At 41.9% G+C, this 18,901-nt stretch carries 19 protein-coding genes and 2 tRNA genes; 7 read left to right on the top strand and 14 right to left on the bottom strand.

Annotation, left to right across the window (positions count from 1 at the left end; genetic code table 11):
* The coding region (locus ABWK04_05385; GenBank protein MEZ0361317.1) for a sugar fermentation stimulation protein SfsA at window positions 1-257 on the bottom strand (257 nt) is incomplete at its 3' end.
* A 252-nt stretch (window positions 258-509) separates the two neighbouring features.
* On the opposite strand from ABWK04_05385, the gene ABWK04_05380 reads away from it, so the two are divergent.
* The 6 genes from ABWK04_05380 (at window position 510) to ABWK04_05355 (ending at window position 5,772) form a co-directional block, all read left to right on the top strand.
* On the top strand, window positions 510-1,661 hold the full coding sequence (locus ABWK04_05380) for a LacI family DNA-binding transcriptional regulator (GenBank protein ID MEZ0361316.1): 1,152 nt from the start codon (window positions 510-512) through the stop codon (window positions 1,659-1,661).
* Window positions 1,658-2,722, top strand: coding sequence for a Xaa-Pro peptidase family protein (locus ABWK04_05375; GenBank protein MEZ0361315.1), 1,065 nt, complete (start codon window positions 1,658-1,660; stop codon window positions 2,720-2,722). Before ABWK04_05380 ends, ABWK04_05375 begins: the two co-directional genes overlap by 4 nt.
* A 21-nt stretch (window positions 2,723-2,743) precedes the next feature.
* Window positions 2,744-2,817: transfer RNA gene (locus ABWK04_05370), tRNA-Met, on the top strand.
* A 17-nt stretch (window positions 2,818-2,834) separates the two neighbouring features.
* Window positions 2,835-2,924 (top strand) — tRNA-Ser (locus ABWK04_05365).
* 12 nt (window positions 2,925-2,936) lie between these two features.
* Window positions 2,937-4,052 (top strand): glutamine-hydrolyzing carbamoyl-phosphate synthase small subunit, encoded by a 1,116-nt coding sequence (gene carA, locus ABWK04_05360; protein MEZ0361314.1) that lies wholly within the window; start codon window positions 2,937-2,939, stop codon window positions 4,050-4,052.
* A complete protein-coding gene (locus ABWK04_05355; GenBank protein ID MEZ0361313.1) occupies window positions 4,039-5,772 on the top strand; it encodes a penicillin-binding protein 2 in 1,734 nt (577 codons plus the stop codon). The genes carA and ABWK04_05355 overlap by 14 nt, the downstream gene beginning before the upstream one ends.
* Here the strand turns inward: ABWK04_05355 and bioD are convergent.
* Window positions 5,719-6,372: a dethiobiotin synthase gene (bioD, locus tag ABWK04_05350; protein MEZ0361312.1), complete on the bottom strand. Its 654-nt coding sequence runs from the start codon at window positions 6,370-6,372 to the stop codon at window positions 5,719-5,721. The two genes, ABWK04_05355 and bioD, sit on opposite strands and share 54 nt — an antisense overlap.
* A 44-nt stretch (window positions 6,373-6,416) precedes the next feature.
* On the opposite strand from bioD, the gene trpB reads away from it, so the two are divergent.
* Window positions 6,417-7,619, top strand: coding sequence for a tryptophan synthase subunit beta (trpB, locus tag ABWK04_05345; GenBank protein MEZ0361311.1), 1,203 nt, complete (start codon window positions 6,417-6,419; stop codon window positions 7,617-7,619).
* Here the strand turns inward: trpB and ABWK04_05340 are convergent.
* The 12 genes from ABWK04_05340 to ABWK04_05285 form a co-directional block, all read right to left on the bottom strand.
* Window positions 7,591-9,618, bottom strand: a complete 2,028-nt coding sequence (locus ABWK04_05340; protein MEZ0361310.1) for a primosomal protein N' — start codon at window positions 9,616-9,618, stop codon at window positions 7,591-7,593. The two genes, trpB and ABWK04_05340, sit on opposite strands and share 29 nt — an antisense overlap.
* A complete protein-coding gene (locus ABWK04_05335) occupies window positions 9,615-10,109 on the bottom strand; it encodes a 6-carboxytetrahydropterin synthase (GenBank protein MEZ0361309.1) in 495 nt (164 codons plus the stop codon). The genes ABWK04_05340 and ABWK04_05335 overlap by 4 nt, the downstream gene beginning before the upstream one ends.
* Before the next feature lies 1 nt (window position 10,110).
* Window positions 10,111-10,353 (bottom strand): sulfurtransferase TusB, encoded by a 243-nt coding sequence (locus ABWK04_05330; GenBank protein MEZ0361308.1) that lies wholly within the window; start codon window positions 10,351-10,353, stop codon window positions 10,111-10,113.
* On the bottom strand, window positions 10,347-10,691 hold the full coding sequence (locus ABWK04_05325) for a DsrE family protein (protein MEZ0361307.1): 345 nt from the start codon (window positions 10,689-10,691) through the stop codon (window positions 10,347-10,349). The genes ABWK04_05330 and ABWK04_05325 overlap by 7 nt, the downstream gene beginning before the upstream one ends.
* A gap of 1 nt (window position 10,692) precedes the next feature.
* Window positions 10,693-11,022: a DsrE family protein gene (locus tag ABWK04_05320; protein MEZ0361306.1), complete on the bottom strand. Its 330-nt coding sequence runs from the start codon at window positions 11,020-11,022 to the stop codon at window positions 10,693-10,695.
* Entirely contained in the window at window positions 10,992-11,225 is a 234-nt protein-coding gene (locus ABWK04_05315) for a sulfurtransferase TusA family protein (GenBank protein ID MEZ0361305.1), read from the bottom strand. Before ABWK04_05315 ends, ABWK04_05320 begins: the two co-directional genes overlap by 31 nt.
* A gap of 26 nt (window positions 11,226-11,251) precedes the next feature.
* Window positions 11,252-12,952, bottom strand: a complete 1,701-nt coding sequence (locus tag ABWK04_05310; protein MEZ0361304.1) for a GspE/PulE family protein — start codon at window positions 12,950-12,952, stop codon at window positions 11,252-11,254.
* Complete coding sequence (gene panB, locus ABWK04_05305) at window positions 12,945-13,748, bottom strand: 3-methyl-2-oxobutanoate hydroxymethyltransferase (protein MEZ0361303.1); 804 nt, start codon at window positions 13,746-13,748, stop codon at window positions 12,945-12,947. Before panB ends, ABWK04_05310 begins: the two co-directional genes overlap by 8 nt.
* Window positions 13,741-14,064, bottom strand: coding sequence for a hypothetical protein (locus ABWK04_05300; GenBank protein MEZ0361302.1), 324 nt, complete (start codon window positions 14,062-14,064; stop codon window positions 13,741-13,743). The genes panB and ABWK04_05300 overlap by 8 nt, the downstream gene beginning before the upstream one ends.
* Window positions 14,048-15,868, bottom strand: a complete 1,821-nt coding sequence (gene leuS, locus ABWK04_05295; GenBank protein MEZ0361301.1) for a leucine--tRNA ligase — start codon at window positions 15,866-15,868, stop codon at window positions 14,048-14,050. Before leuS ends, ABWK04_05300 begins: the two co-directional genes overlap by 17 nt.
* A gap of 41 nt (window positions 15,869-15,909) precedes the next feature.
* The gene (gene dnaK / locus ABWK04_05290; protein MEZ0361300.1) at window positions 15,910-17,778 is read right to left on the bottom strand and encodes a molecular chaperone DnaK; all 1,869 of its coding nucleotides are present in this window, start codon (window positions 17,776-17,778) and stop codon (window positions 15,910-15,912) included.
* 89 nt (window positions 17,779-17,867) lie between these two features.
* Window positions 17,868-18,896 (bottom strand): lipoate--protein ligase, encoded by a 1,029-nt coding sequence (locus ABWK04_05285; protein MEZ0361299.1) that lies wholly within the window; start codon window positions 18,894-18,896, stop codon window positions 17,868-17,870.
* Window positions 18,897-18,901 lie beyond the last annotated feature (5 nt).

Below are 18,901 nucleotides of genomic sequence, written 5' to 3'. Positions count from 1 at the left end.
GCATAAAGCTTGGGCGCTATTTGTGCATCAAGACATACTAAAATCCCTTCACCATATTCTGCCAAAACAAGCTCATAGTTGTATTTACCTCTACTCTTATGCTTTACGTATACAGAACTTCCCTCCTTTAAAAGCTCACTCAATCTTCCCGTATTTCTTATATAAGCCGGAAACTCTTTTCCTTGTATGAGTATGGAGCAAACGAATCTATTTAACCTCCTTACAAATTTAGCACCGGTCAGATGAGGAAATCTCATAATTTTTTAGAAAAGCCCCACCGGGCGGTGGGGCAAACAATTAGGGGAGGGAGGGGGAGGGAGTTTATCACTCCCGCTTTTTTAACCCACGTTTTTATATAATATACCGAAAAAGATCTTTTGTCAAGGGTCAGTGTAGTTGCAGACGCAACAGCCTAAATGCTACTTGACAGATTATTCAATAGGCTTATAATAGTTCTGAGGAGGTTTCCATTCGCCTTATGGAAGGTGGGTAGTTTACATTTTTATTCTATGGTAAAAGGTGAGTTAAAAACTACTGTAAAACCAAAGCTTAGCCTATCAGTACTTTTAAAACAGGATGTGGAGCTTTTGACTAAAAGTTCTCAGGAGTTGGAGCAAATACTCAAAGAAGAGGAAAATCAAAACCCTTATATAACTCACGTGGTAAAGCGCATTCCCAGATGGTTCTTTGGAGAGGAGGAAGGGAGAGTTAAAGAAGCTGTGGCAAAGGATAGCTTATTTGACGATATTTCCAAACAGATAAGTCTTGAGTTTGATGGTATAGATAAAGAGATAGCTCTTGAGATACTTTACAGATGCAGCTCCGATGGATTTTTCAAGGATAGTACGCAGGATATAGCAAAACTCTATGGAGTGAGTGAAGAATACGTAGAAGACATAAGGGAGTTTATTATGATGGAAATAGAACCCGTCGGTGTTGCTTCAAGAAATCTGGAAGAGTTTATAAAAGTACAGCTACAGGAGATGTATCCAAAAGAAACAAAAATTCACGAAAAAGTCTTGCACGCTTTAAAGACTGGAAATATTGACGGCGAAATAAAAGATATCCTATCACGTCTCAGGCTAAGACCCATAGAGGGAGAGGATCTGTCTCCAGTAGGTGCAAGGATAGACATAATTTTGGAATACGACGGAGAGAGTTGGTATATCTTTATACAGGAGGATTTTATAGATGTAGAAATGGATGAGAAGATACAGCCTCAGGATGAAATAAGCAAGGAAAAATTCAGGAGAGCAAAAGCGCTAAAGCTTATCCTTGAAATAAGAAGAAACGTATTGAGAAAGATAGGGGAAGCTATAGTAAGGAGGCAGGAGGGATTTTTGATCAAAAACGAACCCTTAAAGACATTGACCGCAAAGGAGATTGCTGAAAGCTCTGGAGTGAGCATGTCCACAGTAAGTAGGGTGATCAACTCCAGATACGCAAAAACACCTGCGGGCATATATCCCTTGAAATTCTTTTTTGTGAAGGAAAGCAAGGGAGGTATGAGCAAAGAAGAAGTGATGAGAGCCATAAAGGAGGTATTGCAGGAGAACTTGACTATTAGTGACAGTAAGGTTGCACAGATTTTAAAAGAAAGAGGTATAGACATAGCCAGAAGAACGGTAGCTAAGTACAGAAAGCTTTTGGGGCTAAGATGAAGCTAAGGAAAGTGAAGGAGCTTGTCAAAAAGAGTGACCTTGATGCCTTTATGATAAGTTCTCCATCAAACGTCTTTTATCTCACTGGTTTTAGATCGAGTCACGCATATGTGATAATTACTCCAGACAGCCATCACCTACTTACTGATGCAAGATATTACGAGAGAGCAAAGAGTTTCCTTCCTGAATGGGATGTAAAACTCATAGATCAGAACGCTGTAAAGTACATAAAGTTTTTTTTGAAAGAGCTTGGGGCTAAGAGGATAGGTTACGAAATGGATAAGGTGAGCTGTGAACTAAAACGTTCGCTAAGATCAAAAGGTTTTGCGTGGATAGGTTTTTCTGGTTTTCTAAAAGAGATGAGAGCGATAAAAAGTAAAGAAGAGATAGGGATAATGCGTGAGGGTGTTAAAAAGAGCGATCTCATATATAGAAAACTCCTTGAATTTGTTAAACCCGGTATGAGAGAAATGGACTTAAGGGCTTTCATAGTGGAAGAGATTTTCAAAATGGGTGCAAGCGGAGAGAGCTTTCCAGCTATAGTGGCAAGCGGTGAAGGTTCCGCGATACCTCACTGGGAAACTTCCCAAAAGAAGATAGAGTCGGGTAAAAACCTTCTTATAGACATGGGTCTGGTTTGGAAGGGTTATTGTACAGACTTCACAAGAACTGTATTCATCGGCAAAGCTGACGAGGAGTTCAGAAAAGCTTATCAAACCGTTAAAGACGCACACCTTTTTGCTCTTGATAAGGTAAAAGTAGGAAATACCTTAGGAGATGTGGATAGAGCTGCAAGAAAGCACATAGAAAGGAAGGGATTCAAGGGACTGTTCAATCACTCTACTGGACACGGTATAGGTATTGATATACACGAATATCCGAGAGTCTATTATAAAGGAAAAGACAGCAAAAGGTTAATACAGGAAGGTATGGTCTTTACTATAGAGCCGGGCATATACATTCCGGGTAAGTTCGGTATTCGGCTTGAAAACATAGTGGTAGTAGAGGATGATGTGGGCAAGCCTATGTCAGAAATAGATCTTGACTTGATAGAGTTGTAAACTTATAATTATTGAACACAACGCGGGGTGGAGCAGCCTGGTAGCTCGTCGGGCTCATAACCCGAAGGTCGGAGGTTCAAATCCTCCCCCCGCAACTTTAACTTTAAAGGCAGGAGAGGTGGCCGAGAGGCCGAAGGCGGCTCCCTGCTAAGGAGTTGTAGGGCTAAATACCCTACCGCGGGTTCGAATCCCGCCCTCTCCGTTTGGAAGAGCTATGAAGAGAGCGATACTTGCCTTAGAAGATGGAACTTATTTTGTAGGATATTCTTTTGGGGCAGAAGGGGAAGCTCAAGGAGAGATAGTTTTCAACACATCTATGACGGGTTATCAGGAAATTCTCACGGATCCATCTTACAAAGGTCAGATCGTAGTTATGACGTACACTCAAATAGGCAATTACGGAGTCAACGATGAGGATGTGGAGTCTGGGAAGGTTCAAGTAAATGGCTTTGTAGTAAAAGAGCTTTCTGTATTTTACAGCAACTGGAGAGCAAAGAAGAGCCTTGATGATTACCTTAAGGAATATGGGGTGGTAGGTATCCAGGGTATAGACACAAGGGCATTAGTAAAAAAGATAAGGGAGAAGGGTGTCTTAAGAGGCATAATATCAACACGTGAGAATGATCCAAAACAACTCATTCAAAAAGCAAAGGGTATAAAAGACATATCAGAGTTAGATCTCGTTAGAGAAGTTGCCACGCACGAAGTTTATTATTGGGGAGAAGGCGATTGGGATCTCCACAAAGGGTATTTGGTTAAAGAAGTTAACAAACCTCTTGTGGCTGTTGTGGATTTTGGTGTAAAACGTAACATTCTCAGAAGGCTCGTCAGTGAAGGTGCAAAGGTGATCGTTTTGCCTCCTTATAATGCGCGCGAAAACTTAAGAAAAATAGATCCTGACGCGATACTTTTGAGCAACGGGCCAGGTGATCCACAGAGGGTCATGGAAGGTATAAAACTTGTCAGAGAATTTATGGAAGAAAAGCCCATAATGGGTATATGTTTGGGACATCAGATAATAGGGCTTGCGTTAGGAGGTAGGGTTTATAAACTCAAGTTTGGACATCATGGAGGAAATCATCCAGTAAAGGATCTGAGAGATGGTCACATAGAGATAACAGCTCAAAATCACAACTTTGCTGTGGATGCTGACAGCCTGAAAGATGTGGAAATAACACATGTAAATTTGCTTGACAATACACTGGAAGGATTCAAACACAGAAACCTGCCTATATATTGCGTTCAATATCATCCTGAGGCGTCACCTGGACCTCACGACGCGAAAAACATTTTCAAAGAGTTCCTTCAACTTTGTTATGCAAGAGCTTAGGAAGGAAAACTCAAAGATACTTTTGGTTTCTTTCTTAATATTTCTTGGATTTTCCGTGCTTCTTTTGCGCACAGCTTACCTTCAACTCGTAGGAAGAACAGAGTATGTGGAAAAAGTGGCAGAAAAGTTTCCAAAGATCGCACTAGTAAACATGCCTGTCTACAGAGGATCTATAAAGGATAGGCGAGGCAACGATCTGGCTTTGAGTATCCCTACCATCTCGGTATACGCTTTCCCTAAGTATGTCTTAAATAAAGAAGAGCTTGCAAGTAGACTCTCAGCTGCAACCCACGTGCCGGAGAAACAGATACTTGAAAGTCTAAATTCACACAGGAAGTTTGTATGGCTCGCAAGGAAGGTGGATAAGGAACTTCTACCTTACATTAGAGGTGTTATAAAGGATACGGATAATATGAGGGCTGTAGGTGTTCAGGAGGATTTCAAAAGGTTTTATCCTCACGGACATTTGGCGAGTAATCTGCTGGGGTTTTGTGGTGATGATGGGAAGGGACTTGAAGGTCTTGAGTATATGCTAAATACATTCTTTGATGAGAAAGGGACGAATGTCCGCTTTCTTCTCTCTCCGGAAGCTGGAAAGCTTGCTATAGAACCTATAGCCGATATCCATGTTTTGAAAACGGAAACGGTTTATACAACAATAGACTTAGGTGTACAAAGCATATTGGAAGATATAAGGGATCAAATAGTGAGGGACTGGAAACCCAAAAAGGTGTCCATACTGGTCATGGATACCAAAAATGGAGATATACTGGGTATGACTACATATCCCTATTACGATCCAAACAACTATCAGAGATATAGCCCTTGGGAGAGGAAGAACTTTGTGGTTACGGATCTCTTTGAGCCGGGATCCGTCATGAAACCTTTCTTTTTGGGTATGGCTTTAGACAAAGGTTACATACCTGAGAATTATGTGGTGAACGCAGGGTGGGGGAAGACGGAAGTTTACGGAAGAATAGTCAGAGACGTACACCCTTACGGTGATCTCCCACTTGACCAAGTGCTTATAAAGTCCTCCAATGTGGGGATGGTAAAGATAGCTAAATTCCTATCAAGAAAAGATGTACAAGAGCTGATGGAAAAGATACACTTTAAAAATACATTTGGAATTCTACCTGGGGAAACTAAACCTAAACTGCCGGACTACAGATATCCTGCTAACATCCTCTACTCAAGCATCGGACAAGGCCTGTCTGTAAACCTCCTCAATTTATGCACTGCTTTTTCTTTTCTCGCCACAGGTAAGATGGTCAAGCCAAGAATAGTTCTGTATACAGAGGATGCGCAAGGAAACAGAACTTACTACCAGAGTGAGGTAATAAGGGATAGACTCTTTTCACCTAAGGTTATGAATTGGCTGCATAGAAACCTGATTAGGGTAGTTGAGGAAGGCACTGCCAAACTTGCCAGATCCGACTACTTTACAATAGCTGGTAAAACTGGGACATCCCAGAAGTTTGACTTTAGGGTAGGGCGCTATTCAAGGGATAAGGTGGTAGCCTACTTTGTAGGTTACTTTCCTGCAACGGATCCAAGATTCGTTGCAGGTATATCCGTTGATGAACCAAAAGGATTAGCTTATGGTGGAACTGCCGCGGCACCTTACTTTAAACAGATGGTTGAAAGAGTATCAGCTTATTACAGGTTAAAGCCGGATAAAGTCAAGGAGAGCTTCTCTCAGATAGGTAGGAAGAAGTGATCCTTCAATTTTGGGAATTTTTAATGGTTTTATGCCTGTAAGCTCCTCTATTATGCGAGCGTTTGTCTTCTCCGATACATCGTCACTTCCGAAACCGTTCATAACTATACCCCTTATATTAAGATGCATCTCTTTAGCGTAAAACCAAGACAGAAAAGTGTGGTTTATTGTTCCCAGACCTGCCCTTGCTACGATCAAAATTGGTAAATTCCAGTCCTTTGCGAGCCTCGCATAGTCGTAACCTTTCTTTATAGGCACCGCTATACCACCAGCACCTTCCACAATAACTATGCTGTACTTTCTTAACATCTTCTCAAAGTGAGTATATAATTCCTCAAGAGAAAAGTCTCCACCTTCCTCCAAAATACCCGCATATGGCGAAAGAGGAAGAGAAAATGTGACAGGTACAACTTCCTTTATATCCTGCCCTGTTACGCTTGCCAAAAGAGAGCCATCAGCAGGCAAAGTTTTAACATCAGTCTCAACGGGTTTTAAGTATCCTACATTGATACCTCTCTCCTTTAGAGCGTAAGCGAGGTTATAAGCCATAAAGGTTTTCCCCACACCTGTATCAGTTCCGGTAATCAAAAGGGCATCCATAAGATCCATGATATAATAAAAGGTGTCAGATGGAACATAGATTCATGAAATTACCAGATAATAAAGGATACTTTGGTAACTTTGGCGGTAAATTTGTTCCTGAAACTCTCATGTATGCCCTTGAAGAGCTTGAAGGTCAATATAAGGAGGTAAGATCAGATAAAAGCTTTTGGGAAGAGCTGAATTATTACCTAAGGACTTACGCAGGAAGGCCTACTCCCCTATATTTTGCCAAAAATCTCACCGAGTATGCGGGAGGCGCCAAGATCTATATAAAGAGGGAGGATCTCCTACATACAGGCGCTCACAAAATAAACAACACACTCGGACAGGCTTTGCTCACCAAAAGGATGGGTAAAAAAAGGGTTATAGCTGAAACTGGTGCCGGTCAACACGGCGTTGCCACGGCAACAGCCTGCGCCCTTTTAGGTCTTGATTGTACAGTATATATGGGTGAAGAAGATGCACATAGGCAAGAGCTTAATGTTTTCAGAATGAAGCTTTTGGGTGCACAGGTGAGTATAGTCAAAAGTGGGAGCAGGACATTAAAGGATGCTATAAATGAAGCTCTCAGAGATTGGGTAACTAACGTAGAGACAACACATTACATAATAGGCTCCGTCGTAGGTCCACACCCTTTTCCCCTTATAGTCAGGGACTTCCAAAAGGTAATAGGACAAGAGGCAAAAGAACAGATACTAAAACTGGAGGGTAAACTGCCAAATGCGATTATCGCATGCGTAGGCGGTGGTTCTAACGCTATGGGTATATTTTATCCCTTCCTGGAAGATGAAGGGGTGAGACTTATAGGCGTTGAAGCTGGGGGCTTAGGTTTGAATACAGGTAAACACGCAGCTTCAATAAACGGTGGGAGCGTGGGTATCCTTCACGGTATGAAATCTTACTTTTTGCAGGACGAAGAGGGACAAATACTGCCTACGCACTCGGTATCTGCAGGTCTTGATTACCCCGGTGTCGGTCCAGAACATGCCTACTTATTTGAGAGTAAGAGAGCTGAGTATGTATGGGCAAACGACGAAGAAGCTCTTGAAGGTTTTAAGATCCTTTCAAAACTTGAAGGTATTATACCAGCCTTAGAGCCTGCTCACGCTGTTTTGAAAACTATAGAGCTTGCAAAAGAAATAGGAAGGGAAGGTGTAGTGATCCTCAACCTTTCAGGTAGAGGTGACAAAGATATGTTCCATGTAATGGATATCCTCAGAAAAACTCCAGATGCAGAGGTCTGAGAATCCTGATTTCTTTTATGATCTTACTCATATTATAAAAGCTTCCCCTAACGAGAACTTCCATCAATCTTCCGGTTTTTCTGTATCTGATCTCAAGACCGTAATTTTTTGCTAGCTTCTGTAACTCTTTACTCTTGTCTTCTGTAAACCGCACCAACAGTATTCTTGAAAAGGGTGGAAGCTTTTCCTCTCTTCTGCGTTTTAATTCGCTTTCACAATAACTTTTCCAATCTCCCTCCTGCAGATGTTTTAATATGGGATGTTCTGGGAAGAGCGTTTGTATTAAAAGCTTATCGCGCGCTATAGCCCTAGCCCTCCAGAGGTATCTGTAGTAGCTTTCTTCCGCGTTAAAAAAAGGTACGGAAAGTAGGTTATCGGCATTTAGCACTATGACTAGATCGTATGTATCCTCAAAGGCTGGGAAGGTATCAAAGGTAAAGTTCTTCCTTATTCCAAAAAGTTTTTCCAATTCCTCCATAGCCTTTTCTATACCAAAACTTGAGCTTCTCACATCGCCTGCACATTCCGGACAAACGAGATCACTTTTAAAACCGCAACTTGTGCAAAGGATCTTTTCGCTTTCTTTGTAAAGCGTCAGGAAAGTACCGCAAAAAGGACATATACATAAGCTTTGACACTTAGGACAGTATGCGTAACCGTAACCTTTCTTGTTGACCAAGAAAAGTACCTTTCTGTCCGCATATTTTTCCAAGAGCTTTACAGACTCAGAACAAAGTACCTCCTCTTCTTTCCTTTTTACCACGTGTACCTCTAATTTTTGCATAAGGTACTCAATTTCCACCCTATTCGCTTTTATAAGATTATACGTATGTATATCTATGGCAGGCGATACGATTAGGAACTTTGCCCCTGTATATTTTGACAGCAGATAAAGGAAGTTTCTAAGATCTATACCATTTGGAAGTTTAGTCCCTGCATCATCAAATAAAGCTATAACATCTATATCCCTTACGGGCACAAGGAGCGACAACCTACTACCTAATACTATTTTGTTCCCATCCTGCGCTTTGAACCAGTTTCTTAAAAGATCTCTCGATTTTTCTTTAGAGGATATAACGAGAAGATCATCACCGAAAGTGTTTTTAAGTTCAACTTCAAGCGAAAAAAGACCAGATAGAGTTGTGCATACGATTAGAGCCGATCTACCCTGTAAAAAAGTAGTTTGTAGTACATCCCTTAACCTTTTAAGAGCGATACTGTAACCTCCACAAATGATACCGCTCTTTTGAAGTTTTCGAGTAGAGATCTTCCAATCTGATCTCACGGTATTTGCACTATAAGATTCTGGGTACTCCTCTTTTACGAGTATACCCTTTTCCAAAAGGTAGTTTATGTCACGGACTTTAAATTCCATATCTCTGAGTTCGTCCAAACTCGCAAAAGTGCGCTCTTTTAAATAGTTCAGTATGGATAACTTTTCCTCTTTTACCCTTAACCTCTTTACCTTCTCGTAAGCCTCTTCAAAGGGTAGTCCCAGCTTTAGGATCTCGGTTTTGACCTCAGGTATGTCCCACCTTTTTTCCCTCTTCAAAAATCCCTTGCTAATGAGCAGTTCCACAAGCTGCCAACCAAATTTATTTTTGATCTGCTTTTCCTTTACACCTTTTCTCTTTTGCACATAACTAATAACCTGCATACTTTTGCTGTCAAGCCCGTAAATGGATCTGCCTGTGGATAAAAGATACGTCTCTTCTCTCCAAAGGAACTCTTCAGGGAGCAGATTAAAAAGAAGCATCCAAGGATTGAGTCCATAAAGCTTTGAAAGATCCCTCAAAGTCTCTAAATGTTCGGCAGACACGATAGGTTTATCATCTGGAAACTTAGCATCTTGTATGTGTTCCCCTCCTTTGCCTATGCCAAGAACTATGCCCGTTTTACCCGATGGAAGAAGTACACGATACCCTGTAGGATTTTCTCCATACGGAAAGGGAATGGAAAGTTCAAACACCCTCCCGCCGACCGCTATTTTCAGATTCATTCTGGTCTGTATTCGGCTTTTGAAGTTCTCGTTTCCCACAGGATCACGCTGATCACCTTAACCTCTCCCAAAAGTCCCGCCTGATTGAGCCTATCCGTTAAAAAATCGTAAAAGAACTTAGCTAAGGCTTCCGCTGTTGGACAAAAATCAACAGGAAATATCTTCATGGCTCCGTACTTTTCGGCAACCTGTTTTAGCTCTGGATACATTGGATCATTTGTGTCTATTATAAAACTGTGATCCATCTTATCTATGATATCCTTAAGGGCGTTCTTCACGTGGTAAAAGTCCATAACCATGTCCTGCTCGCTCAGCGTGTCAGAACCTAAGGTAACCTCAAGGGTATAACTGTGTCCGTGAAGGTTTACGCATTTGTTTTGTGGCATGGCATCCCTTCTTGTGAACTCAGATCCCCTTCCGTAGGTAAGATTTTGCTTCCAAACTCTGTGTCCAGCCTCAAAGTCAAAAACCTTCGTTATCTTCCACCTCATATCACCACACCACTACCCTTTTAGCCTCTACTATAAGTTTTGCTATCTCCTCATAACTCTTCGCTGCGTTTTCTGGAACTTTGATACCTCTTGCTTGAGCATCCTCTTTGCAAAGAAACCAGCCTTTTTTTGTAGGAAAGCGCAAGACACCGTCTTGAATTAGGATCACTACATCCTTGTCCTCATCTACAAGGTCAGAAGAGAAATCTCCCAGCTTTCTAACAAGCCAAAGCGTGTTTACCATACGAATACAGCCTCCGCATTCCTTATAATCTCTTTTATCTCGTCAGCACTTATAAAACTAACATTCTTCACAAAATCCGCCTCTTTTAGTCCTCTCTCTTCAGCGGATGCATCTTCCACATAAAGTTTTACATTCACATAATCTATGTTCTCAAGTAATTTATCAAAACCATGTATCTCTAATTTTTCAGGATACCAGCGTGTGAGAGCATAGACACCATCTTTTATGAGCACAAAACTTACCTCGCTGTTTATACCTATTGCCATACCCACACGAAAAGCTTCGTGAGCTTTCCAGGAGAAGGGATCACCTTTAAGTAAAAAGACAACCTTTCTCATCTCAATTAAACACTAAAACCTTATCATATTCAGGAAGCATCTTAGAGAGATTATAAGTAGAGCTACTTTCAAAAAAGTCGGGAACTTTTTCTACACCCCTCTGGTGAGCTGAATGTGCGCAGTAAAGGAGCCTTGCACCTGCATCTTTGAACTTCTTTGCTTCAGGTCTTGTAAGGTAGTAAGCACCGTTACCAGAAAAGAACATAACGACTTCGCCTTCCTTAGATAGAGCACTCACCAGATAGAGCAGTGTGCTAAAGTCCTTAGCAAATGGGTTGCTCGTTACAACAAACAGGAATCTCATCTTACCTTTCTCACTATTATCTCCCATTCCCTTTCTCCTATTTGATTAACTGCGAGAACTTCCTGTCCCTCTTCTCTCATACTCTTAGGTACATTTTCAGCGGATGGTTTGTAGTCCACAATAACTCTCAATATTTCTCCTCTATCCATCTGTTCAAGTACGAGCTTACTCTTCACAAAAGTGAAAGGACAAACATCACCTCTTATGTCCAGCTCTCTGTCGTATTTCATAAGGTTTATAATTATAGCAAATTTCTCTACTTTGCAAGAACCCTCGCCACTTCCTCTAAGGAAGTTATTCCTTTCCTTACCTTCAGTATACCTGCCTCGTAAAGACTCCTCATCCCCCTTTTCTTTGCCATATCCTTTATATCTTCTGACGTAGCACCTTTTATGATCAGCTTTCTCAGATCTTCGTCTATTTCTAAGATTTCATGAACGGCGGTCCTTCCCTTATAACCTGTACCGTTACATGCTTCACAACCGCCATCTTTGTGTGTATATACGACGATATCTTCGTGCATATCCTTCAATACACCCATCCTGACAAGCGTCTCTTTGGGTAGCTTTGCTTCAACTTTACAAACGGGACAAAGCTTCCTTACAAGCCTCTGGGCAACTATGAGTATTAGGGAAGATCCTACGAGAAAGGGTTCTATTCCCATATCAACGAGTCTTGTGATTGAAGATGGCGCATCGTTAGTATGAAGGGTAGAGAAGACTAAGTGTCCGGTGAGAGCTGCCCTTATACCTATCTCTGCGGTCTCTGTATCTCTTATCTCACCTATGAGGATAATGTCAGGGTCTTGCCTGAGAAAAGCCCTAAGAACGGTTGAAAAAGTGAGCCCTATATGTTCCGCTATTTGAACCTGATTGAGTCCTGGGATTGCAACTTCGACGGGATCTTCTGCAGTCATTATATTTACATCAGGTGTATTTCTTTCCATAAGCGATGCGTAAAGGGTGGTTGTTTTACCTGAACCGGTAGGTCCTGTGACCAATATCATTCCCCAAGGTGTCCATATAGCTTTTCTAAACTTTTCAAGATCGTCCTCCTCAAAACCGAGATTTTCAAGCTTTACATTCAAGTATCTTTCCGCCTCCTGTATCCTCATAACTACCTTCTCACCGTAAACGGTTGGGACTGTAGATACTCTCAGATCCACCCTTTTGTTTCCCACCTTTACCCTTATCCTTCCGTCTTGAGGCTTTCTCCTTTCCGCTATATCCATGTTGGACATTATTTTGTACCTTGCGGTGAGCGGATCTTTGACGCGCAATGGAAACTCGTGAAATACACGTAGTATACCGTCCACCCTGTATCTTACTACCACTTTCTTTTCGTAAGGTTCTATATGTATGTCTGAAGCTTCAAGTCTGACCGCTTCGTATATGAGGTAATTAGCGAGTTTCACTATTGGTGCTTCTCCCGCTTCTGCTGCAAGTGCCTCCGGAGATAGATCTATAGGAAGATTCTCTATCTCTACCTCTTCCGCAGGTTCCAACTCCTCGATGAATTTGGCTACCGTTGGGTAGAGCTTGTTGAGTATAGTTTCAACGGTTTTTCTCGTACCAGCATAGGGTATTATGGTATTTATCTTACTTTTAAACCTGAGTTCGTTTATGGCTGATTGATTAAAGGGATTTACAGTGACTATAGTAAGCTTCCCGTCTTCGTATTTGACAGGTGCCATAGAATACTTTCTTAGAAGATTTTCAGGAAGTTCCTTAAGTATATGCTCGGGTATTTTTATATCCTCCACGCTATCCTTCCAGAACCTCTGGGACATGTTCTTAGAATAAAAGTCAGCCAGCTTTGCATCATCCAAAAATCCAAATCTTATGAGCGAACTTATAATATCTTCATCTTTCTCTTTTCCAGCGTAAGCTTGTGATGCCTGATCCTTTGTTATATAGCCGAGCCTCACAAAAAGCTCTAAGAGTTTCGCCTCATCCATAGCTCTCTTCCTCTGAAGGGAAAATCCCCTTTTCTACCTCTTCCTTATACCTTTTGAGTGCATCTCTGAATATTTTAGCACCTTCCACATACCTTTTTACGAACTTGGGTTTTATATCCTCCACCAGACCTACAAGATCGTGAAAAACAAGTACCTGACCGTCACAGTGAGGACCTGCTCCTATACCTATGGTTATACTCTTTGCAGGCTGACTTATCTCCTTGGCTAAGTAAGAAGGCACACTTTCCAAAACTACCATAAAAGCTCCCGCATCTTCCAAAGCCTTAAAATCCCTTTTTAACTTTTCACGCTCGTCCTCCTTTTTGCCTATCACCCTGTATCCACCGAGTGCGTGAACACTCTGCGGTGTAAAACCTATATGCCCTACTACGGGTATGCCTACACTCACGAGTCTGTGAACAAGTTCCGCTATCTCCTGTCCTCCCTCAAGTTTTACGGCGTTAGCCCCTGTCTCTTTCATTACTCTCGCACAGTTGCGCAGTGCCTCTTCTTGACTTACTTGATAGCTCATAAAGGGCATATCTACTATAATAAAAGCTCTTTTCACACCTCTTTTGACTGCCTTCGTGTGGTATATCATTTCTTCAAGGGTGACAGGAAGAGTGGACTCAAGACCCTGAAACACCATTCCCAAGGAATCACCAACCAATACGCAATCTATACCTGCCTCATCGCATAGCCTGGCTGATATGTAATCGTAGGTGGATACCATGGTGATCTTCTGCCCTTCTCTCTTTTTCCTGAAAAGGCTTCTCAATGTCACATTTTCAAGCATTCTTTTGTTCCTGAGGAGCTGATAGTTCTTCTTCAACCTCTTTAAGAACTTCCAAAAGCTTTTTAACGGATGCTTTAAGAGTATCAAGATCGGACAGTTCTCTCATTTGACTAACCAGCAAGTTAAGTAAGCTGGAAAGCTCATCCTTTCTCGGACCACTCCCTACCCTAATCTGATAAGCTGAGGCGGTTATAGGGTTAAATATGGAGTTTACTATCCTTCTCGCTGCAAGTTTATCCTGCGCACCGAGTAGACTTTCTAACTCGGGCAGAACCTTTCTTATGAGGCTTATACCTATCTCAAACTCCTTGGACATGCTTTACCTCCTCACGAATTTTCTCCAAAAGTGCATCTACATTATCTTCCTCAGTGAGACCAAGATGGGAAAGATATGTCTCAATGCTTACCCACCTTTTGAGCACCATACCCTGAGTTATCAAGCTTAAGAATGGTTCACTATCTCTAACAAGTCCCAGATCTTTGAGGAATTTCTGGAAAAAGCGTGCATAAAGAAGATGAAGAACCGCATGTTCTATACCACCTATATAAATGTCTACTGGCATCCAGAAATCCACTTTGCTCCTGTCAAAGGGAAGTTTTTCATTTTTGGGATCGCAATACCTTAAAAAATACCAGGAGGAATCAAAAAAGGTATCCATGGTATCAGTTTCACGCCTTGCGGGACCTTTACATCTGGGGCATACCGTATTTACAAACTCTTCCACGCTCTCCAAAGGATTGCCATGTCCAGTGATTTTGACGTTTCTCGGGAGCAAGACGGGAAGATCCTCTTCTGGAACTGGCACAATTCCACACTCTTTGCAGTATACGATCGGTATGGGTGTTCCCCAATATCTCTGTCTTGATATGTTCCAGTCTCTGAGCCTGTATGTTATCTTAAAATCTCCGTATCCCATCTCTTTGAGCCAAGAAGTTATTACTCTTTTTGCTTCTTGGGATTCAAGTCCATTAAAGTGCCCCGAGTTTATCAGTATACCTTCTCCTTCGTAAGCTCTTTCTGAAGGTACCTGCCCATCTTTTGGAGAAATTACCTGTCTTATGGGAAGCTTATACTTTATGGCAAACTCATAATCTCTCTGATCGTGTGCTGGAACACACATAATGGCACCTGTCCCGTACTCGTAAAGTACGTAGTTGGCACTCCATACAGGTATCTTCTCTCCGTTTGCTGGGTTTGTGGCGTATACACCCAAAAAGATGCCCTCTTTCTCTTCCTCTTTACCCCTCTCTTTTATTGGAACGGATCTCACTTTCTCAACAAAAGACATGACTTCACTCAGTTTTCCGCCTTTTTCAGCAAATTTAATAGTGAGAGGGTGTTCGGGTGCAAGCACGAGAAAGGTAGCTCCGAAGATGGTATCTGGTCTTGTAGTAAATACTTCAACGGGTATATCGTCAACGTAAAACCTTATTATTGCACCTTCTGACTTTCCTATCCAATTCCTTTGTTGAGCTATCACCTTTTCAGGCCACTTACCTTCAAGAAGTTTAAGGTCTTCAAGGAGCCTTTCCGCATAATCCGTGATCTTTATATACCATGAAGGCACTTCTTTTTTAACAACAGAGGTTCCGCATCTCCAACATCTTCCATCTATAACTTGTTCATTGGCAAGTACAGTCTCATCTTTGGGACACCAATTTACCTCTGCGAGTTTTCTGTAAACCAGCCCTTTTTCGTAAAGCTTTAAAAATATCCACTGATTCCAGCGATAGTAATCTGGGTCACAGGTGGTCACTTCTCTATCCCAATCGTAAGAAAAGCCGAGTCTTTTGAGTTGGTCTTTCATGTAAGCTATGTTCTCGTAAGTCCAGTCAGCAGGATGGATACCTTGCTTTATCGCCGCATTTTCAGCAGGAAGACCAAATGCATCCCATCCCATGGGGTGAAGTACGCTATAGCCCTTAAACCTTAAAAATCTCGCTATAACATCACCTATGGTGTAGTTCCTCACATGACCCATGTGTATTCTTCCGGAAGGATAGGGAAACATCTCAAGCACATATACCTTTTGACCCTCTTCTTTTGCCCTAAAAACCCTCTGTTCTTCCCAGGCCCTTTGCCACTTTTCCTCTATCTCTTTTGGAACGTAATCCCGCATATATGATATGATACCATTTTAGTGAAAAAAAGGAAAAATCCTCACAGAGGTTTACCCTCTATCACATCGCCACCGTCTCCACTACTTTTCTGACCAGCTGATTCGTATATCTTACTGCCTATCTTAGAAGAGGCATCAAGTACTTTCTCTATAGCTTTTCTCACTTCTTCAGCTTCCTGCGCGGTATTCATAACCTTTTTGGATTCTTCTATAGTTCTTTCTACCTCGGATATTAGATCGGAAGGCAACTTTTCTCTGTTTTCCCTGAGTACCTTTTCAAGGTTGTATATGTACTGATCAAGTTGGTTTTTAGCTTCCACAAGCTCCTTTTTCTTTCTGTCTTCCTCTTCGTGAAGTTGTGCTTCCTTTACCATTCTATCTATCTCTTCTTGAGTGAGACCTGAGGATGCCTGAACTCTTATGGATTGCTCTTTACCCGTTCCAAGATCCTTTGCGGTCACATGAAGTATACCATCCACATCTATGTCAAAGCAAACTTCTATCTTGGGTACACCTCTCGGAGCTGGAGGGATACCGGTGAGGTAAAACTTGCCTAAAGATTTGTTATCCCTTGCCATGGGTCTCTCACCTTGGAGCACGTGTATTTCCACTTCCGTTTGATAATCTGACGCTGTTGTGAAAGTTTCGCACTTTCTGTAAGGTATGGGTGTGTTTCTCGGAATCAATACGGTCATCACACCTCCGTAAGTTTCTACACCCAGAGATAGAGGTGTCACATCCACGAGGAGAATCTCTTTAACCTCTCCAGATAAAACTCCGGCTTGGATAGCTGCACCCACGGCTACAACTTCGTCAGGATTTACACCTTTGTGAGGTTCTTTTCCAAAAAACTCCTTTATCTTCTGTTGAACTAAAGGTATTCTCGTAGATCCACCTACAAGCACTACATCATCTATGTCCTGAGGTCTGAGTTTTGCATCCTCAAGCGCACGCTTTACTATCTCCATAGTTCTGTTTACCAGATCCTTTATCATCTCCTCAAGCCTCGCTCTGGTGAGTGTCTTTTGAAGATGCATTGGTTGGTTGGTAGAAGGGTCTATGGTAATGAAGGGAAGGTTTATTTCCGTTTCTAACTTGAAGGATAGTTCCTTCTTTGCCTGTTCTGAAGCTTCTTTTAGCCTTTGAAGGGCTGTTCTGTCTTTTCTGAGATCAATGCCAGTTTCTTTCTTAAACTCTTCTATGAGCCACTCCATTATACGTTCATCTATGTTAGCACCACCCAAATGCGTGTCTCCTGCGGTGGCTTTTACCTCTATGACACCTTCACCGCCTTCCAGTATGGAAACATCAAAGGTTCCTCCTCCAAAGTCGTAAACCAGTATCTTTACATTTTCCTTTTTGTCAAGCCCATAAGCGAGAGCTGCAGCGGTAGGTTCGTTAAGTATTCTTAGAACCTCAAGACCAGCTATCTTTCCAGCATCCTTTGTAGCTTGTCTTTGTCTTTCGTTAAAGTAAGCCGGTACGGTAATAACCGCTTTGGTCACCTTCTCACCCAAATAAGCTTCAGCAGCTTCTTTGAGTTTTTTTAGCACGTGAGCGCCTACTTCCTCAGGTCTTACGAGCCTTCCCGCATTTGGAACGTCAAAGCTCGCGTCCCCTTTGTCATCCGCAGTTACCTTGTAAGATACCCTCTTTGCTTCTTCCTTTACTTCCTCAAACTTCCTCCCTATGAACCTCTTGGATTCGTATATAGTATTTTCTGGATCAAGTATGGCACGCCTTTTGGCAGGCTCACCCACAAGCACATCTTTTTCCTTTGTCCAAGAAACTATAGAAGGAGTGAGCCTGGAACCTTCCTGATTTGCTATAACCACCGGCTCATCCCCCATCATAACAGCTACAACCGAATTAGTAGTTCCCAAATCAATACCCAGTATCTTTTCAGCCATCTTTCCACCTCCAGCAGTTTTATCTTTAAGATATAACTTTAGTTATTCTTTGTCAAGTTTTATATAAACAGTTTTAGAAAGATTTGATTTCACTCGCCGAGTAAAAGATAAAGAAAGTCTTCTACTTCAACACCGGGCATATCCACCCTTTCTAAAAACTCCTTCACCTTTTCCTTTACTTTCTCAAGTGCGGTACCTCTGAGTGAGTCCTCAAGATCTGTGATGGCTGACTTAGGTACAAGTGAAAAATCCCCGTAAATTCTTACATCCTCTATGTGACTGTCTGTGAGGTAAACTTCACACCTTAGGAGACCTCCTTGCGCTTTTCTGACTGCGTTTCTCACATACACACCTTCCCTTATCTTTAGGAATTTGTGCCTTCTTCCAGTATCTTCAAAGAGAACATTGGGTGATGTCATTTCTTCTCTTAATCTGTCCGCAAGCTCCAAGATCTCATCGTTTAGTTTGCCTTCTCCATCAAATTCAATAATTTTTGAGAACTCCTCCGCAAGTGTATTTTCTACTTCCTCGTAAGAGAAGGATCTTCCCGTCTCCCTCTCCACCCAACTTATGTTTTCTTCAAGACTCTTGTATAACTTGTCTCTAAACTTTTCCTCTTGCACTTTAAAAAGCTCTGACATGAGCTTGGTGTCAAACCTCAGAAGTACATTACCGACAAATACAAAACACTCGCCTATGTCCGCCGCACCTTGACCGCTTATTTTTTTACCGTTTTTGAGAACCAAGTCATTGATAGGTCTGTAGCTTACCTCAACACCGAGTTTTCTGTATGTTTGTATAATAGGTTTAGAAAATTTCCTGTAGGCATCTTCCACCTTGAAAGGCACCAACTTTTTAGGTAGTATAAGCTGGTAAAAGACTTGACCTTCCGAAAGAAGCACCGCACCACCTCCCACCTCTCGCCTTATCACAGGTATGTTCAATCTTTTGCACTTTTCGTAATCTATTATGTCTTCCAACCTGTCAAAGTAACCTATGCTTACGTATGTATCTTTTGGTTCCGTAATCACAAGACCCGTGTACCCCAAGCGTGCCATTGCGTGAAAAATGGTTATGGATCTCAGGTGATCCCTTTTGCCTAACCTGTATATCTTCATAAGGG

Origin of the sequence: Hydrogenobacter sp. (assembly GCA_041287335.1) — a bacterium.
Classification (GTDB): Bacteria; Aquificota; Aquificia; order Aquificales; family Aquificaceae; genus Hydrogenobacter.
The sequence above is the reverse complement of the archived record's forward strand: the minus strand, read 5'-3'. Positions and strand labels throughout refer to the sequence as shown.

Excerpts from the sequence above, each read along its gene's own strand:
- ABWK04_05320 (MEZ0361306.1), bottom strand. The coding sequence starts at position 11,022 with ATGGGAGATAATAGTGAGAAAGGTAAGATGAGATTCCTGTTTGTTGTA.
- carA (MEZ0361314.1), top strand. The coding sequence starts at position 2,937 with ATGAAGAGAGCGATACTTGCCTTAGAAGATGGAACTTATTTTGTAGGA.
- ABWK04_05325 (MEZ0361307.1), bottom strand. The coding sequence starts at position 10,691 with ATGAGAAAGGTTGTCTTTTTACTTAAAGGTGATCCCTTCTCCTGGAAA.
- ABWK04_05310 (MEZ0361304.1), bottom strand. The coding sequence starts at position 12,952 with ATGGATGAGGCGAAACTCTTAGAGCTTTTTGTGAGGCTCGGCTATATA.
- ABWK04_05380 (MEZ0361316.1), top strand. The coding sequence starts at position 510 with ATGGTAAAAGGTGAGTTAAAAACTACTGTAAAACCAAAGCTTAGCCTA.
- ABWK04_05285 (MEZ0361299.1), bottom strand. The coding sequence starts at position 18,896 with ATGAAGATATACAGGTTAGGCAAAAGGGATCACCTGAGATCCATAACC.
- ABWK04_05340 (MEZ0361310.1), bottom strand. The coding sequence starts at position 9,618 with ATGAATCTGAAAATAGCGGTCGGCGGGAGGGTGTTTGAACTTTCCATT.
- dnaK (MEZ0361300.1), bottom strand. The coding sequence starts at position 17,778 with ATGGCTGAAAAGATACTGGGTATTGATTTGGGAACTACTAATTCGGTT.
- ABWK04_05330 (MEZ0361308.1), bottom strand. The coding sequence starts at position 10,353 with ATGGTAAACACGCTTTGGCTTGTTAGAAAGCTGGGAGATTTCTCTTCT.
- trpB (MEZ0361311.1), top strand. The coding sequence starts at position 6,417 with ATGAAATTACCAGATAATAAAGGATACTTTGGTAACTTTGGCGGTAAA.
- bioD (MEZ0361312.1), bottom strand. The coding sequence starts at position 6,372 with ATGGATGCCCTTTTGATTACCGGAACTGATACAGGTGTGGGGAAAACC.
- ABWK04_05300 (MEZ0361302.1), bottom strand. The coding sequence starts at position 14,064 with ATGTCCAAGGAGTTTGAGATAGGTATAAGCCTCATAAGAAAGGTTCTG.
- ABWK04_05315 (MEZ0361305.1), bottom strand. The coding sequence starts at position 11,225 with ATGAAATACGACAGAGAGCTGGACATAAGAGGTGATGTTTGTCCTTTC.
- panB (MEZ0361303.1), bottom strand. The coding sequence starts at position 13,748 with ATGCTTGAAAATGTGACATTGAGAAGCCTTTTCAGGAAAAAGAGAGAA.
- ABWK04_05375 (MEZ0361315.1), top strand. The coding sequence starts at position 1,658 with ATGAAGCTAAGGAAAGTGAAGGAGCTTGTCAAAAAGAGTGACCTTGAT.
- ABWK04_05335 (MEZ0361309.1), bottom strand. The coding sequence starts at position 10,109 with ATGAGGTGGAAGATAACGAAGGTTTTTGACTTTGAGGCTGGACACAGA.
- leuS (MEZ0361301.1), bottom strand. The coding sequence starts at position 15,868 with ATGCGGGATTACGTTCCAAAAGAGATAGAGGAAAAGTGGCAAAGGGCC.
- ABWK04_05355 (MEZ0361313.1), top strand. The coding sequence starts at position 4,039 with ATGCAAGAGCTTAGGAAGGAAAACTCAAAGATACTTTTGGTTTCTTTC.